Below are 14,043 nucleotides of genomic sequence, written 5' to 3' on the forward strand. Positions count from 1 at the left end.
CATGACTTAAGTGATATTGAGATGTTCATCACCAATCTCACGTGGCCGAAATGACCGAAGCTCTCTTTTCCGAATTTCTCATGATTGACCGGTCGTCCGCCAACGAGGGACGAACCGTGCCATTGGCTGGCCGCCGGCGCAAAGGCGTTCCTCCAGAGCGGATCTCGGATGAAAACGCTCTGCGTGATGCGTTCGCGGATGCCTTCCTGCAGACCCTGACGAAGTTCGCCATCGATCGATCTGCTTTTCCTGAGAAGGCGGACCCCGAACTCGCGAAGCTCGCCAGGGCGATGGCAAATGTTGCGGTCGGGGATTCCGTGGTAATCCGCTTGAAACCCGATCTCCCGGAAGGACATCGCAGATCCGTCAAGACCTTCTTCCAGACGATGGTCCGCGTCAGCGGCTCCCTGGAGGAAAGCCGGCTGGAAGACGCGATCAACAAGCTCGCGGACGTTATCCTGCCTGATGAGCTTGGCGAGGCGCGCGGCGTGCTCGCAGCGGACAATCTGGAGCTCAGGGATCGCTTCATCGCTGAGGTGCCGCAGCTCACCAGCGCGGAGATCGGAAACCGCGCCGGCTCAAGCGCGCGAAACCTGTACGCGACCGCAGCGCGCTGGAAGAAAGCCGGCGACATTTTCTCGGTACATCATCGCGGTACCGAATACTTTCCGGCGTTTCAGCTCCGGGACGGACGGCCGCATCCCGCAATCAAGAAGGCGCTTGCGGCTCTTCCGGACAAGCTGTCTCCATGGCAGCGCGCATTCTGGTTCGTTTCAACGAACGGCTGGCTGGACGACAAGGCGCCCATGGATGTGCTTGACGATATGGACGCGGTGACGGCTGCCGCGACCCGCGAGCGGCAAGAGGTCGCTGGGTGAGCCACCCTCCTCTGCCAAGCCCGCCGTCGCCTTTTCCAACGATCAACATCCGGACGATCAAGGCAGGTACGGCGCTTCATCGAAGCCATCTGTCATCGTTCCGGGTAGGACAATTCAATCCCTGCCAGGGACAGCCGACGAGCTTTGCTCCGTTCAACGACGCGCAGGGCAATTGTGTCGCCACGCTCTATGCCGCAACGAGCAGAGAGGCGGCCGCCTTCGAGTCGATCTTTCACGACATCGAACCCACCGCCGCGTTCAAGACCGTCCGGCTTGCCGTCGTCGAAGCGCGGACGGTGAGCGTCATCGCGCCAAAGCGTGATCTGCGGCTGGCAAGCCTTTTCGCACCCGATTTGAAGGCCTGGAAACTCAGTCAAACGGATCTCATCGAAACGCCGAAGTCGACCTATGGCGAGACCGTCCTATGGGCCGAAGCCATTCATCGGGCGCGCGCCGACGTCGACGGGTTGGTCTGGACGTCCCGCCAGTGCGACCCCGAGCAATGTATCATCCTGTTCGAGGATCGCTTGGCAGAGGACCGGCTCGACGTCGTTCAATCCATTGACGCCGGTGCGGACGCCGATCTCCTTCTCGAACTGCGGGACTATGGGCGCCGTGCGGGCATCACGATCATATCTTAGCCCCAATGACGCTCGCTGACTCCAGAGCCGCCACCAAAGCTATTCTCAAAAAACCAATGCGCGCTCAACGCCGCCGTCGCATAATATTTTCGAATTACTCAATAATTATATTTACATCTTCAACTAATGAATAAGAAAAACCCACTCTTCGCAACATTGCTGTAATGAAATCCGGCAACGCGCAGCAGCATGCTCAGCTTTCAGTTTCCGAAATCTTGAGAGGAGACCGCAATGCCCACCATAATGATCTGTCACGACGTCAAAGACACGAAACACTGGCTCGCTTCACCCATCCGCAAACAGGTATTGGAACCCGTTGGCGTCACGAACATTCGCACGTTTACAGACCCTCAAACGTCCAACCGCGTCGGCTTGGTCATGGACGTTGCAGACATGGAAAAGTTGATGGCCTTCATGCAGACCAAGGCAGCGGCCGATGCGATGGCGAGTGACGGCGTCTTGCCCGAGACCATGACCTTCCTCGTGCAATCGTAACCACATCTCGACGAGACTTGGAAATGCAACGCGGGAGGATGATATGACGACATTATTCGTGCGGCACGAAGTCTCCGACTACGCCGCTTGGCGCAAAATATATGATGCCTTTTCGCCAGTGCAAAAGGCCAATGGGGTGACAGCGCAAGCCGTTTATCGAGCCGTCGACAATCCGAATGATATTACCGTGACCCACGAGTTTGCCACGCTGGAAGCGGCTCAGTCGTTCAGCAAGCTGGACGAGCTGAAGACGGCGATGCGCACGGGAGGCGTACTCGGCGCGCCGACGGTGTGGTTTACCAACAAAACATGAAATAGGGCCAAACGGCCTCCGCCGCTGCAAGCGGAGGCCAGGTTGCTGTCGCGCTCGGCACATGACATGGAAGCCGAGTAGTGTGCCCCTGCGCCAATTGCCGACCTTGGTGGCAGTTGCAGGCGAACTGCGCAAATTTGTCCGAGGTCTATTGTCCGTTCCTGATCTCGCGCAGCAGATCCAGGCCGCGCTGGTATCTTTCCATTTTCTCGCCGGCCTGTTCGGCCTGCCGGAGATTGTCTTCGAGGTCGGCCCGTTTGACGGGCAAGGCCAGCGGGTTTGATGCCGCACGTCTGACGAAGTCGTCATCCGGCTCGTCCGGCCGCCGTGTCAGAGCATTCACCGCCGAGATGATCGCCGGCGGAAAGCCTTCTTCCCTCAGCCTGTCGAGCGTCCAGGCGCTTCCCCTCTCGACGACGTCATGAAGGTAAGCGACCGTTCGCGTCTCGTCGCCGGAAACCAGAAGGGCTACCCGCTGGCAGTGCTCGAAGTACGGCCGGCCGGTTTTGTCCGCCTTACCTTCATGGGCCGTAAGAGCGATCTGGATGGCATGGTCGAGATGCTGCATGGCGATTATGGCCCTTCGGTTTTTCTAATCTTCCGCGGGTAAGGCTTTTCGCCCGTCGTCATCTCGATGTCAGGGGCGGGAGCCACGGCGGCCTGGACAGGCCCCGCCCGCCGCCGATCGAGATCGCCACTCTCACCGGCGCCTTGAAGTAGCGCCGCATCATCCCTGTCGTCTTCATCGAGCAGATTCTGCAGCGTCTCATTCTCATCGTCGCCCGACAGTTCGTCGCAGGCTTGAAGCCAATGGCGCTGGTCGGCGCCATCCGGGCGGCCCTCGGCCTCCCAGATTTCGTAGGCGCGCTGGCGTATCTGCTCGTGCTTGTCTATCGCCATGATCTCCTCCAAGCGCACTGGGATGAGCCCTCCGAAGAGCGGCCCGGCCGCCTATCAGGGCGTGTTGATGGTTGGAAGAAAATCCTCCACCTGTTTGCGTTGATCCTTTGGAAGCGTCTCCACCCGTTCCTTCCAGAACCGTTCGGCCTCCGGCGGATCCTCGTCCCATTGGCGAACATCGGTGATATTGTCGTCAATCATGGATCGGCGGTGGCCGCCGAGGCTAAGATATTCCTTTGTAAGCTTCAGGCTTGGGGTTTCGGTTTCGGTATCACGATCTAATGCCGAGCTGGCGTTGCGTCGGGCAGTTTCCATTGCCCTTTTACGATCGGTCTCGGCCCGTTCTGTATCGGCGGACCGCGCATCGTCGGTGCCGCTCTCGGGCGGCACGCTGGATTTGAAAGTCGTCATGGATCACCTTTCGATGTTGTGATCCAATAACCTTCGCAAAGAGTGAGAGTTCCGCGTGGTTGGCGATTGATTTGAGCCGGCGACCGAGCCGCACCGCCCGGGCGGCAATCAATGAACGGCCATACTCACCATTCGATAGGGGTGCACGGCCTCGAATTGCGAGATCATCGCCGTCGCCTGCTGAAATACGAGCTCGGCATTTTCCGGATCATCACGGGCGAGTTCATCGGCGTTGCCGCGGATCGCTTCGGCCATGTTGTTGGAAAGTGCGGCAAACTGCGTGTTGCCTTCGACATAGGCCTCACGCGCCGTGTCCTCCAGCGTACGAGCGATATCGACGAGGATTTCCTCGCGTTCCTCGATACTGAGGTCTTTGATGATATTGGTCTTCTCTTCCATGTCACTCACTCCAAAAAGACGTGGGACGATGACCGAGCTCAAGCAAGCCTCGATCATCAAAGAGTTGGGAATGCCGAAATCCGGATTCAAGCCTCAATCCTGCTCGAACTCGCCTCCGGCACCACGCCGTCGCCTTCGTTATTCGAACGCGGGAGGCGATTTTCTGTTCCCTGCCGGGCGTTAGCACTCACGAGCAGGTAGTGCCAATTTCTCTTCCATCACCTCTTGAATTGCAAAACCATCGAACCAAATCATTGTCGCAAGGCTCGCGCGCGAGCACCCGCCCGGATTGGTCATCCGGTCCGGCCAGGGAAACAAACGTCATCACTGTTTGTCGATGGAGGAAGACATGTCGTTCCGACCGCTTCATGACCGCATTCTCGTCCGCCGGGTCGATTCAGAGGAAAAGACCAAGGGCGGCATCATCATTCCCGACACCGCTAAGGAAAAACCGCAGGAAGGCGAAGTGATCGCCGTCGGCCCCGGCGCGCGCAACGAAGCCGGCCAGATCCAGGCGCTCGACGTCAAGCCCGGCGATCGCATCCTGTTCGGCAAATGGTCCGGCACCGAGATCAAGATCAATGGCGAAGACCTGCTGATCATGAAGGAAAGCGACGTGATGGGCATCATCGAGCCGCAGGGCGAAAAGAAGCAGGCCGCCTGAGATCCCTGCGGAGGTCGTCAATGTTGGAGTGCTTCAGCTTTTCATGGAAAAAGAACCGCTCCAACCTTTTATTTCAGACGCGATTCCAGATGGAAAACCGCGTCGCACTTTCCTGGAATTGCTCTGGCTGCCTATGAAGGAGTGAGGACATGGCTGCTAAAGAAATCAAATTCAGCACCGAAGCCCGCGAGAAGATGCTGCGTGGCGTCGACATTTTGGCCAACGCGGTGAAGGCGACCCTCGGCCCGAAAGGCCGCAACGTCGTTATCGAAAGATCTTTCGGCGCGCCGCGCATCACCAAGGACGGCGTTTCGGTCGCCAAGGAAATCGAACTCGAAGACAAGTTCGAAAACATGGGCGCCCAGATGGTCCGCGAAGTTGCTTCGAAGACCAGCGACGTCGCCGGCGACGGCACCACGACGGCAACGGTGCTGGCCCAGGCGATCGTCAAGGAGGGCGCCAAGGCGGTTACTTCGGGCATGAACCCGATGGACCTGAAACGCGGCATCGATCTTGCGGTCGCCGCCATCGTCGCGGAACTGAAGGCCAACGCCCGCAAGATCTCCAACAATTCCGAAATCGCCCAGGTCGGCACGATCTCCGCCAATGGCGATGCCGAAATCGGTCGTTTTTTGGCGGAAGCGATGGAAAAGGTCGGCAATGATGGCGTCATCACTGTCGAAGAAGCCAAGACCGCAGAAACCGAACTCGAAGTCGTCGAAGGCATGCAGTTCGATCGCGGCTATCTCAGCCCCTACTTCGTCACCAATGCCGACAAGATGCGGGTCGAGTTCGAAGAACCTTATATCCTCATCCACGAGAAGAAGCTCTCGAACCTGCAGTCGATGCTGCCGGTTCTCGAAGCCGTCGTCCAATCCAGCAAGCCACTGCTTATCATCGCTGAAGACGTCGAAGGCGAAGCCCTCGCAACGCTCGTCGTCAACAAGCTGCGTGGCGGCCTCAAGATCGCCGCCGTCAAGGCGCCCGGCTTCGGCGACCGCCGCAAGGCCATGCTCGAAGACATCGCCATCCTGACCGCCGGCACCGTCATCTCTGAAGATCTCGGCATCAAGCTCGAATCCGTCACGCTCGACATGCTCGGCCGTGCCAAGAAAGTCTCGATCGAGAAGGAAAACACCACAATCGTCGATGGGTCAGGCGCCAAGTCCGACATCGAAGGCCGTGTGGCCCAGATCAAGGCCCAGATCGAAGAAACCACTTCGGACTACGACCGCGAGAAGCTGCAGGAACGTCTTGCCAAGCTCGCCGGCGGCGTTGCCGTCATCCGCGTCGGCGGCTCGACGGAAGTCGAAGTGAAGGAAAAGAAGGACCGCGTCGACGACGCGCTTCATGCAACCCGCGCGGCGGTCGAGGAAGGCATTCTGCCGGGCGGCGGCGTGGCGCTGCTGCGCGCCGTCAAGGCGCTCGACAACCTCAAGACAGCCAATGGCGACCAGCGCGTCGGTGTCGACATCGTTCGCCGCGCGGTCGAGGCTCCGGCTCGCCAGATCGCCGAAAACGCTGGCGCGGAAGGCTCGGTCATCGTCGGCAAGCTGCGCGAGAAAAGCGAGTTCTCCTACGGCTGGAACGCGCAGACGGGCGAATATGGCGACCTCTATGCACAGGGAGTCATCGATCCGGCCAAAGTGGTTCGCACCGCGCTGCAGGATGCGGCCTCCATCGCCGGTCTTCTCGTCACGACGGAAGCCATGATCGCCGACAAGCCCAAGAAGGACGCGCCGCCGCCAATGCCCGCCGGCCCCGGCATGGACTTCTAAGGCGTTTGCCGGCCCGCCGGCCTCGCTGGGCGGGCCTTATCTGAGGGAATAGAGATGGTTCAAACGATCAGAAACCGATCGCAGGTACCGCTGGACTCCCGCGATCTTGAAATCTGCCAGCGGGTCTTCGACAAGATCAGATCCGAATACCAGGTGGAAAAGGACAGCGACGAAGCCGAACGAACGGCGAGCATCATCATCGAGCTTTACCGGCAGGGCGTGCGCGACCCCAATCACCTGCAGTCGATGGTCGAGGCGGCCCGCGGCCTCTTCGAAACGACCGAGCGCCCGCCTACTGCTCCGGGAATTTGACCATGGTGCCGCCGCCGGTTGCCTGGTCCGTCGGGAAGACTTCAATTCGGGCGACGTCGACGAAGACGGGAAGCTCGATGGCGTTGGAGATGATCGAGGCGATGTGAGAAGGCTGGATCGGACGGTAGCCGTCATAGAGCAGTGACCGCGCCTGGTTGCCTGCTATTGCAGTTCGATAAAGCTCCGTCTGGACGCGGCCCGGCACCACCTCCGTCACACGCACCGAGGTCCCGAGCAGGTCGCAGCGCAAATTGTCGCAAAACAGGCTGAGCCCGGCCTTCGACGGGCCGTAGGCGGCCATGTTCGGATAGGGCGCCTGACCGCCGCTCGAACCGATATAGATCAGGTGGCCGCGCTTTCGCTCGACCATAGCAGGCAGGAATGCGCGGGTCAGATGCATCGGCGCCTTGAGATTGATGTCGATCATGGCATCGATCTCGGACGGTTCGATCTCGTTGAATGTCGCCCGTGTCGAGAGAATGCCGGCATTGTTGATCAGGATATCGACGTCTGTTCCGTGAAGCTGCCTGACGATTTCCGCGGTATCGCGTACATCGGCACGGACCGGCTTCGCCCCGCTTTCCCGCGCGAGTTCCTCAAGAGCCTCGGCGTTTCGGCCAACGGCATAAACCGTCAGCCCCATCTCGCGTAGTTTGCCGACGGTGGCGCGGCCGATGCCGCTCGTCGCACCGGTGACCACGGCGACCCGATAGGGCAGCGGCTCAGACATAGATATAGCCTCCGCTGACGACGACGTTTTCGCCGGTGGCATAGGTGTTGCGGCTCGATGCCATCATGACGATCCACTCCGCCATTTCGACCGGCTCGGCCGCGCGGCCAAGCGCGCTGGCCTTGGCCAGTTCCGGAAGGAATCCCAGCTCCTTGGCGCGATCCGTGGCGAAGCCGGCAGGAGCGACGGAATTGACAAGGATCTGGTCCTTGGCGCATTCCTGGGCAAAGGATTTCGTCAGGCTGACGACAGCCGCCTTGGTTGCGGCATAATGCGCATTCTGGGGATGGGCCTTGAAAGCATCGACCGAGGTCACGTTGACGATCCGCCCGGTAACCGCAGGCGCGTTCACGTGCTGGCGCATATGAAGAACGGCGGCCACCATCATATGATAGGTACCCTTCACGTTGATCGCATTTTCGAGGTCCCATTCCTCGTCGGTGATCTCGAGGATAGGGCGTCTCGGATAGATGGCAGCGCTGTTGACGAGCACGTGGACCCGACCGAGCTTGCCGGCGATCTCGTTGAACCCGCGATGAGCCGTTTCCGCCCGGGAAATGTCAGCAACCGCGGTTGCGACCTCGGCGCCGAGCGCGGCAAGCGCCTCGGCCGAAGAGGCAAGCAACTGCTCATTACGATCGATGAGCCCGATCCTGGTCGCCCCATGCGAGATCATCAGTTTGGCCGTCGTCAATCCGAGCCCGGAAGCGCCGCCGACGATGATTGCGGTCTGGTTCTTCAAAGTTCCACCTCAGTGTTTTGCGTTGCACCGCTGGCATTGTATGTTATCACTTATATGCCAACTTCGATAAAGCTCAAGTGCATTCTGAAGGTCTCGACATGATTCCACGCCTCCGGCCGAACGGTTCAATCCCCCTTCCCGCTGCGGGATTCTTCCAGCGGCTCATCGAGGCGGGGTTCGGTGGCGACATCGAAAGCGGCGCGGCGAGCCGGACCGTTTTTTCGACCGACAATTCCATTTATCAGGTCGAGCCGGCCGGTATCCTTTTCCCCAGAGGCGTCGAAGACCTGCAGATTACGGCGGCCGTGCTGTCGGAGCCGGCTTTTCTGGGGATCACCGTCGCGCCGCGCGGCGGCGGAACCGGCACGAACGGTCAATCCCTCACCTCAGGCATCGTCGTCGACTGTTCGCGACATATGAATTCCATTCTCGAAATCGACCAGATCAGGAGAATTGCTCGGGTCCAGGCGGGCGTGGTCAAGGATCAGCTGAACCAAGCGTTGAAGCCCTACGGCCTGTTTTTTGCGCCTGAACTCTCCACCTCCAATCGCGCTACCATCGGCGGCATGGTCTCCACCGATGCCTGCGGCCAGGGTTCATGCCTCTACGGCAAGACCAGCAACCATGTGCTGGGATTGCGCATCGTGCTCGCGGATGGAACCGACTGGTGGTCGCGCCCGCTCGATGAAGCGGCGCTCGAAGAGATCGTCGCGCGTCAGGACAGCGTCGGTGAGATCCACAGGACGGTCGACCGAATCGCGCGTGAAAAACGCGACCGGATCGCCGAGATTTTTCCGAAACTCAATCGCTATATGACCGGTTACGATCTCGCTCACATCCGGCGCAGCGACGGACGCTTTGACCTCAATGCCATTCTCTGCGGCTCGGAGGGAACGCTGGCGATGATCGCCGAAGCGGAACTTAACCTTCTACCGATTCCAGCCCATGCGGCGCTGATCAATATTCGTTACGGGGACTTCAACACGGCATTGGAGGATGCCCGCACGCTTGTCGCGCTGAATGTCGCCTCGGTGGAAACGGTCGATGAAAAAGTTCTAGGCCTCGCCAGGGGCGACATCGTCTGGACGGGCATTGCCCGCTTTTTCCCTGACGATGCAGGCGGAACCACAAACGGCATCAATATCGCCGAAGTGCTCGCCGACGATGAAGCCGAACTCGACCGCAAACTGGCCGAAGTGATCGCCGCTCTCGACACGGGCGCAGATGCCCGTCACCTGGGTTATACGATCGCGCGGAGCCATACCGACGTCGAGGCGATCTGGTCGATGCGCAAACGGGCGGTCGGCCTGCTCGGCAATGTGGACGGGCCGGTCAGGCCCGTCGCCTTCGTCGAGGATACCGCCGTGCCGCCGGAAAACCTCGCGGCCTATATCCGCGAGTTCCGCGCATTGCTTGATGGCGCGGGCCTTTCCTACGGCATGTTCGGCCATGTCGATGCCGGCGTCCTGCACGTGCGGCCTGCCCTCGACCTCACCCGCAATGACCATGTCCGGCTGGTCCGGGAGGTCAGCGATGGCGTGGTGGCGCTGACGCGCAGATATGGCGGCGTGCTCTGGGGGGAGCACGGCAAGGGGGTACGTTCCGAATATGTGCCGGAATTCTTCGGCGATCTCTATCCCAGCCTGCAGGAGATCAAACGGGCTTTCGATCCGGAAAACCGCCTCAATCCGGGCAAGATCGCAACTCCTTCCGGCCAAGCGCTGCTGAAGATCGACGAGGTTCCGCTGCGGGGAGATACCGACCGCATCATCGGCAACGAGATCCGCGCAGCCTTCGACAACGCCGCCTATTGCAACGGCAACGGCGCCTGTTTCGATTTCGACGAAACGAGCCCGATGTGCCCCTCCTACAAGGCGACACGCGACCGGCGTTTTTCGCCCAAAGGCCGCGCCGCTCTGATGCGGGAATGGCTGAGGCTGCTTGCCGAGAAAGGCATCGATCCTCGCCAGGAGGCAAAACGCCTGCGGCAGAGCGTTCCGCTCGCGCGCTTCGCTCGGCGCGTTTTCAACTCGCTGAATCCTCAGAATCGCGACGACTTTTCCCACGAGGTCCGCGCTTCAATGGACACCTGCCTGGCGTGCAAGGCCTGCTCGGGACAATGTCCGGTGAAAGTCAGCGTCCCGGCTTTCCGCTCCAAATTCCTGGAGCTTTACTACGGACGCTACCTGCGTCCGCTGAAGGATCCGCTGGTCGCAGCCATCGAGACCACCCTGCCGCTGGTCCACCGGATACGACCTGCCTACAACTTGGTCGTCGGCACGCGAGCCGGCAGGATGATGATGCGCGTTGCCGGCCTGACGTCCCTGCCTCGCCTGCCGCGGATCTCTCTGGCGAAGGAAGCCGCCGGCCTTGGCGTGCCGCTTGCGACCCTTCCGCAAATCGAGGCCTTGTCGCCACGTGAGAGGGAGCAGAGCGTCATCTTTGTCGCCGATGCGTTTACCGCCTATTTCGATCCTGAGGTCGCCCTCGCCGCAATTGGACTCGCGCGGAAAATGGGGCTATCGCCCTTCCTCGCGGCGTCGCATGTCAATGGCAAAGCCCTGCACGTGCATGGCTATCTCGGACGCTTTGAGGCTGCGGCCGAGCGGACCGCGCGCTATCTGCAACGGCTGGATGATACAGGCGTGGCGCTGGTCGGGCTCGATCCGTCGATGACGCTCGCCTTTCGCAGCGAATACAAAGGGAGGCTGCAGGCAACCATTCTCCTTCCGCAGGAATGGCTGATCGCCAAGCTCGACAGGCTCGCCGCTTCCCCCTCCGCCAGCAAAGGCAGGAGCTTCCGGTTGATGGCCCATTGCACCGAACGTACCAATGCGCCCGCCTCCATCGCACAATGGAAAAGCGTATTCGGAAGCCTCGGCATCGACCTTCAGGCAGCAGAAACGGGGTGCTGCGGAATGGCCGGCACCTTTGGCCACGAGGCCCGCAATCGGCCGATCTCCGAGCGCCTCTATGCGATGAGTTGGAAGCGGGAGATCGATGCCGCCGGCGACAGCGACAGTCTCATGGCCACCGGATATTCATGCCGCTCGCAGGTGAAGGAAATCGACAACAAGCGCATCCCGCATCCCTTTCAGGTGATCGATAAGATAATGTCTGAAAAAGCCGACGTTCCGCAATCAGACGTGGCATGATATGTGATATGTGCTAAATTTTATCGTGAAAATCGGAGCAAACCAGTGTCAATCATCACGCAACGAGGCAATCTTGCGGAAATCGTCGTTGCGAAGCTGATGGAACGGATCGACTCCGGCCTTTATGCTCCCGGCGAGAAAATTCCGTCAAGCGCCCAGCTGTGCGAAGAGTTCGGCGTGTCCCGAACCGTCATTCGCGAGGCGCTCACCTCTCTTAAGGTGGGCGGAAGGGTCACGACGCGACAGGGTGCCGGCGTCTATGTGAGCGACAAGGACGCAAAGACCCTCAATTTCGAAATCAGCCGCATCGAGGATATTCGTTCCGCGATGCAGATCCTGGAATTGCGGCTCGGCGTCGAGATCCAATCCGTCGCCCTTGCCGCGTCGAGGCGCACGCCGGAGGCGCTGGCTGAAATTGCCCGCGCCTACGACAACCTCGAAAACCTGGTGACTGAGGATGCCGAGGTCGAGGCACGCGCCGATTTCGAATTCCATCTCGCGATCGCCCGCGCCACCCGCAATCCCCACTTCCCGAGTTTTCTGGAAGCGGTGATAGAGAGCATCAATTTCGACCTCGTGCTCAAGCATCGCCAATCGGCGCGCGGCTACAGCACCTACCTGAAGAAAATCAACAAGGAACATGCCGCTATCCTGGCCGCCATCACCCAGGGTGATGCCAAGGCTGCGAAGGCCGCGCTGATCGTCCATCTGGAGGAAAGCCTCCATCGTTACCGCACGATGCTCAATGAGCCGACGAGTAGCGAAACCGAGGATTAAGTCAGGGGGAAGGAAAGGATGATCCGCCTGCTGCGACACATCCTGCGCTCCTATCTCGCCCTTTTCCACGCCCCTCAAGCGGCTTCACTTTCCGCTGGTCTGCTGAGGCGCCGCCCGGCTTTTTGAGGCGGCGCCTTTTGCTGCGATCACTTTCCCTGGGCGATCGCCTGGTCGCGAATTTGCGTCAGGCTCATTTTCGGTGTCAGCGCTTCCGGGTCGATCCGGATTTCGATGAGACCCGGCTTGCCGGATAACTCGCAGCGTTCGAAGGCGCCGGCGAAATCCTCGGTCTTTTCCACCGTCTCACCGTGGAGGCCATAAGATCGCGCCAGCGAGGCAAAATCCGGATTCGTCAGGCGGGTGCCGGAGACGCGGCCGGGATACTCACGCTCCTGATGCATGCGGATCGTGCCATACATGCCGTTGTTGATGACGAGAAAGATGACGCGAGCGTCATACTGCATGGCGGTTGCGAGTTCCTGACCGTTCATCAGGAAACATCCGTCGCCGGCGAAGGCAACGACCGTGCGCGCGGGATCGGTGATCTTGGCAGCGATCGCCGCCGGCACGCCGTAGCCCATGGAACCGTTCGTCGGTCCGAGCTGGGTGCGAAAGGTGCGATACTGATAGAAGCGATGCGCCCAGGCGGAATAATTGCCGGCGCCGGTGGTCAGGATGGCATCCGGTTTGAGATGTCCGCGCAGCCATTCCATGATATCGCCCATCTGCACCGGACCCGGCACCTTGGGATGATCGAGGTTTTCGAGGTAGTCGGCATGGGCCGTCCTGGTCCAATCCTTCCATACCGGGGCAGCTAATGGCTTCAGCTTTGCCGCCTGCGACAGGAAACCAGCGACGCTGGCATTGATCGGCAATCGCGCGTGATAAACGCGCCCCAGTTCCTCCGCGCCCGGATGGATGTGAACGAGCAAATGCTTCGGAACCGGAATGTCGATCAGCGTATAGGCGCCTGTCGTCATCTCCCCAAGGCGGGCGCCGATGGAGATCAGCAGGTCGCAATCCTTCACATGACGGATCAGCTTCGGCCCTGCCGCAAGGCCGAGGTCGCCGGCATAGTTTTCGTGCGTATTGTCGAACAGGTCCTGGCAGCGGAAAGAAGCGGCGACGGGCAGGCCGAAGGCTTCCGAAAATACCTTCAGGTTGGCAACGGCCTGCTGCGTCCAGCCGCCGCCGCCGACGACGACCATCGGGCGCTTCGCCTCGGAGAGAAGGCCGAGCAATTCCTCGAATTGCTGCGGGCCGGCAAAGCCCTCGACCCGCTTGTAGGGCGGGGTGTCGGCGACATCGACCATATCGGTCAGCATGTCTTCGGGAAGGGCGACGACCACCGGCCCGGGCCGGCCGTTGACCGCTCGGTGGAATGCCTGGCTGATGAGCTCGGGAATGCGGGCGGCATCCTCGATCTCGACGACCCACTTCGCCATCTGGCCGAACATGCGGCGATAATCGATCTCCTGGAACGCTTCGCGCTCCATCTGATCGCGCGCCACCTGCCCGATGAACAGGATCATCGGTGTCGAATCCTGGAAGGCCGTATGCACGCCCACGGACGCGTTCGTCGCGCCCGGCCCGCGGGTCACGAAGCAGATGCCGGGTTTGCCGGTCATCTTGCCGTAGGCTTCCGCCATGTAGGCAGCGCCGCCTTCCTGCCGACAGACGATGAATTCGATGGCGTCTTCCACGTCGTGAAGGGCGTCGAGGGCAGCAAGATAGCTTTCGCCCGGCACGCCGAACACGCGCTCGACACCATGGATGCGCAAGGCATCGACGAGCACCTGGCCGCCGCTGCGCTTCAATGTTTCGTTTTTCATCGGGGAGCCCCTCTGC

General features: G+C 60.4%; 16 protein-coding genes. 9 read left to right on the forward strand and 7 right to left on the reverse strand.

What is annotated here, in order from left to right; all coding sequences use genetic code 11:
* The first annotated feature begins 50 nt into the window (after window positions 1-50).
* From FFM53_RS27030 to FFM53_RS27045, 4 genes are all read left to right on the forward strand, one after another.
* Window positions 51-878: a hypothetical protein gene (locus FFM53_RS27030; protein WP_138388724.1), complete on the forward strand. Its 828-nt coding sequence runs from the start codon at window positions 51-53 to the stop codon at window positions 876-878.
* Complete coding sequence (locus tag FFM53_RS27035; RefSeq protein ID WP_138388723.1) at window positions 875-1,519, forward strand: RES family NAD+ phosphorylase; 645 nt, start codon at window positions 875-877, stop codon at window positions 1,517-1,519. The genes FFM53_RS27030 and FFM53_RS27035 overlap by 4 nt, the downstream gene beginning before the upstream one ends.
* Before the next feature lie 231 nt (window positions 1,520-1,750).
* On the forward strand, window positions 1,751-2,014 hold the full coding sequence (locus FFM53_RS27040; protein WP_138388722.1) for a hypothetical protein: 264 nt from the start codon (window positions 1,751-1,753) through the stop codon (window positions 2,012-2,014).
* Between the two features lie 43 nt (window positions 2,015-2,057).
* On the forward strand, window positions 2,058-2,327 hold the full coding sequence (locus tag FFM53_RS27045; RefSeq protein ID WP_138388721.1) for a cyclase: 270 nt from the start codon (window positions 2,058-2,060) through the stop codon (window positions 2,325-2,327).
* 148 nt (window positions 2,328-2,475) lie between these two features.
* On the opposite strand, the gene FFM53_RS27050 is transcribed toward FFM53_RS27045, so the two are convergent.
* The 4 genes from FFM53_RS27050 to FFM53_RS27065 all read right to left on the reverse strand — a co-directional run bounded on the left by FFM53_RS27050 (window position 2,476) and on the right by FFM53_RS27065 (window position 4,037).
* The gene (locus FFM53_RS27050) at window positions 2,476-2,895 is read right to left on the reverse strand and encodes an HD domain-containing protein (protein ID WP_138388720.1); all 420 of its coding nucleotides are present in this window, start codon (window positions 2,893-2,895) and stop codon (window positions 2,476-2,478) included.
* Between the two features lie 5 nt (window positions 2,896-2,900).
* Window positions 2,901-3,227: a DUF2934 domain-containing protein gene (locus tag FFM53_RS27055; protein WP_138388719.1), complete on the reverse strand. Its 327-nt coding sequence runs from the start codon at window positions 3,225-3,227 to the stop codon at window positions 2,901-2,903.
* Between the two features lie 54 nt (window positions 3,228-3,281).
* Window positions 3,282-3,638, reverse strand: a complete 357-nt coding sequence (locus FFM53_RS27060; protein ID WP_138388718.1) for a hypothetical protein — start codon at window positions 3,636-3,638, stop codon at window positions 3,282-3,284.
* Window positions 3,639-3,746: 108 nt separating this feature from the next.
* Complete coding sequence (locus FFM53_RS27065) at window positions 3,747-4,037, reverse strand: hypothetical protein (RefSeq protein ID WP_138388717.1); 291 nt, start codon at window positions 4,035-4,037, stop codon at window positions 3,747-3,749.
* Between the two features lie 349 nt (window positions 4,038-4,386).
* Here FFM53_RS27065 and FFM53_RS27070 point away from each other — a divergent pair, with 349 nt between their 5' ends.
* From FFM53_RS27070 to FFM53_RS27080, 3 genes are all read left to right on the forward strand, one after another.
* Window positions 4,387-4,701: a co-chaperone GroES gene (locus tag FFM53_RS27070; RefSeq protein WP_138388716.1), complete on the forward strand. Its 315-nt coding sequence runs from the start codon at window positions 4,387-4,389 to the stop codon at window positions 4,699-4,701.
* A 149-nt stretch (window positions 4,702-4,850) separates the two neighbouring features.
* The gene (gene groL / locus FFM53_RS27075) at window positions 4,851-6,479 is read left to right on the forward strand and encodes a chaperonin GroEL (protein WP_138388715.1); all 1,629 of its coding nucleotides are present in this window, start codon (window positions 4,851-4,853) and stop codon (window positions 6,477-6,479) included.
* 54 nt (window positions 6,480-6,533) lie between these two features.
* Window positions 6,534-6,791, forward strand: a complete 258-nt coding sequence (locus FFM53_RS27080; RefSeq protein ID WP_138388714.1) for a hypothetical protein — start codon at window positions 6,534-6,536, stop codon at window positions 6,789-6,791.
* Here the strand turns inward: FFM53_RS27080 and FFM53_RS27085 are convergent.
* Complete coding sequence (locus tag FFM53_RS27085; RefSeq protein WP_138388713.1) at window positions 6,772-7,521, reverse strand: SDR family oxidoreductase; 750 nt, start codon at window positions 7,519-7,521, stop codon at window positions 6,772-6,774. The two genes, FFM53_RS27080 and FFM53_RS27085, sit on opposite strands and share 20 nt — an antisense overlap.
* The gene (locus tag FFM53_RS27090; RefSeq protein ID WP_138388712.1) at window positions 7,514-8,263 is read right to left on the reverse strand and encodes an SDR family NAD(P)-dependent oxidoreductase; all 750 of its coding nucleotides are present in this window, start codon (window positions 8,261-8,263) and stop codon (window positions 7,514-7,516) included. The genes FFM53_RS27085 and FFM53_RS27090 overlap by 8 nt, the downstream gene beginning before the upstream one ends.
* 98 nt (window positions 8,264-8,361) lie before the next feature.
* Between FFM53_RS27090 and ydiJ the strand changes: the two genes are divergently transcribed.
* Both ydiJ and FFM53_RS27100 read left to right on the forward strand, forming a co-directional pair.
* Window positions 8,362-11,418, forward strand: coding sequence for a D-2-hydroxyglutarate dehydrogenase YdiJ (gene ydiJ / locus FFM53_RS27095; protein WP_138388711.1), 3,057 nt, complete (start codon window positions 8,362-8,364; stop codon window positions 11,416-11,418).
* Window positions 11,419-11,463: 45 nt separating this feature from the next.
* The gene (locus tag FFM53_RS27100; RefSeq protein WP_138388710.1) at window positions 11,464-12,195 is read left to right on the forward strand and encodes a FadR/GntR family transcriptional regulator; all 732 of its coding nucleotides are present in this window, start codon (window positions 11,464-11,466) and stop codon (window positions 12,193-12,195) included.
* A 146-nt stretch (window positions 12,196-12,341) separates the two neighbouring features.
* Here FFM53_RS27100 and FFM53_RS27105 read toward each other — a convergent pair whose 3' ends face one another.
* Window positions 12,342-14,027 carry a thiamine pyrophosphate-binding protein gene (locus tag FFM53_RS27105; protein ID WP_138388709.1) on the reverse strand — a complete coding sequence of 562 codons (1,686 nt, stop codon included), beginning with the start codon at window positions 14,025-14,027 and terminating at the stop codon, window positions 12,342-12,344.
* Window positions 14,028-14,043: the final 16 nt, after the last annotated feature.

Origin of the sequence: Rhizobium indicum (genome assembly GCF_005862305.2) — a bacterium.
Classification (GTDB): domain Bacteria; phylum Pseudomonadota; class Alphaproteobacteria; order Rhizobiales; family Rhizobiaceae; genus Rhizobium; species Rhizobium indicum.

What these genes read in the sequence shown, in the direction of transcription:
- FFM53_RS27030 (WP_138388724.1), top strand. Translation starts at nt 51, where the DNA reads ATGACCGAAGCTCTCTTTTCCGAATTTCTCATGATTGACCGGTCGTCC.
- FFM53_RS27040 (WP_138388722.1), top strand. Translation starts at nt 1,751, where the DNA reads ATGCCCACCATAATGATCTGTCACGACGTCAAAGACACGAAACACTGG.
- FFM53_RS27045 (WP_138388721.1), top strand. Translation starts at nt 2,058, where the DNA reads ATGACGACATTATTCGTGCGGCACGAAGTCTCCGACTACGCCGCTTGG.
- FFM53_RS27050 (WP_138388720.1), bottom strand. Translation starts at nt 2,895, where the DNA reads ATGCAGCATCTCGACCATGCCATCCAGATCGCTCTTACGGCCCATGAA.
- FFM53_RS27055 (WP_138388719.1), bottom strand. Translation starts at nt 3,227, where the DNA reads ATGGCGATAGACAAGCACGAGCAGATACGCCAGCGCGCCTACGAAATC.
- FFM53_RS27060 (WP_138388718.1), bottom strand. Translation starts at nt 3,638, where the DNA reads ATGACGACTTTCAAATCCAGCGTGCCGCCCGAGAGCGGCACCGACGAT.
- FFM53_RS27065 (WP_138388717.1), bottom strand. Translation starts at nt 4,037, where the DNA reads ATGGAAGAGAAGACCAATATCATCAAAGACCTCAGTATCGAGGAACGC.
- FFM53_RS27070 (WP_138388716.1), top strand. Translation starts at nt 4,387, where the DNA reads ATGTCGTTCCGACCGCTTCATGACCGCATTCTCGTCCGCCGGGTCGAT.
- groL (WP_138388715.1), top strand. Translation starts at nt 4,851, where the DNA reads ATGGCTGCTAAAGAAATCAAATTCAGCACCGAAGCCCGCGAGAAGATG.
- FFM53_RS27080 (WP_138388714.1), top strand. Translation starts at nt 6,534, where the DNA reads ATGGTTCAAACGATCAGAAACCGATCGCAGGTACCGCTGGACTCCCGC.
- FFM53_RS27085 (WP_138388713.1), bottom strand. Translation starts at nt 7,521, where the DNA reads ATGTCTGAGCCGCTGCCCTATCGGGTCGCCGTGGTCACCGGTGCGACG.
- ydiJ (WP_138388711.1), top strand. Translation starts at nt 8,362, where the DNA reads ATGATTCCACGCCTCCGGCCGAACGGTTCAATCCCCCTTCCCGCTGCG.
- FFM53_RS27105 (WP_138388709.1), bottom strand. Translation starts at nt 14,027, where the DNA reads ATGAAAAACGAAACATTGAAGCGCAGCGGCGGCCAGGTGCTCGTCGAT.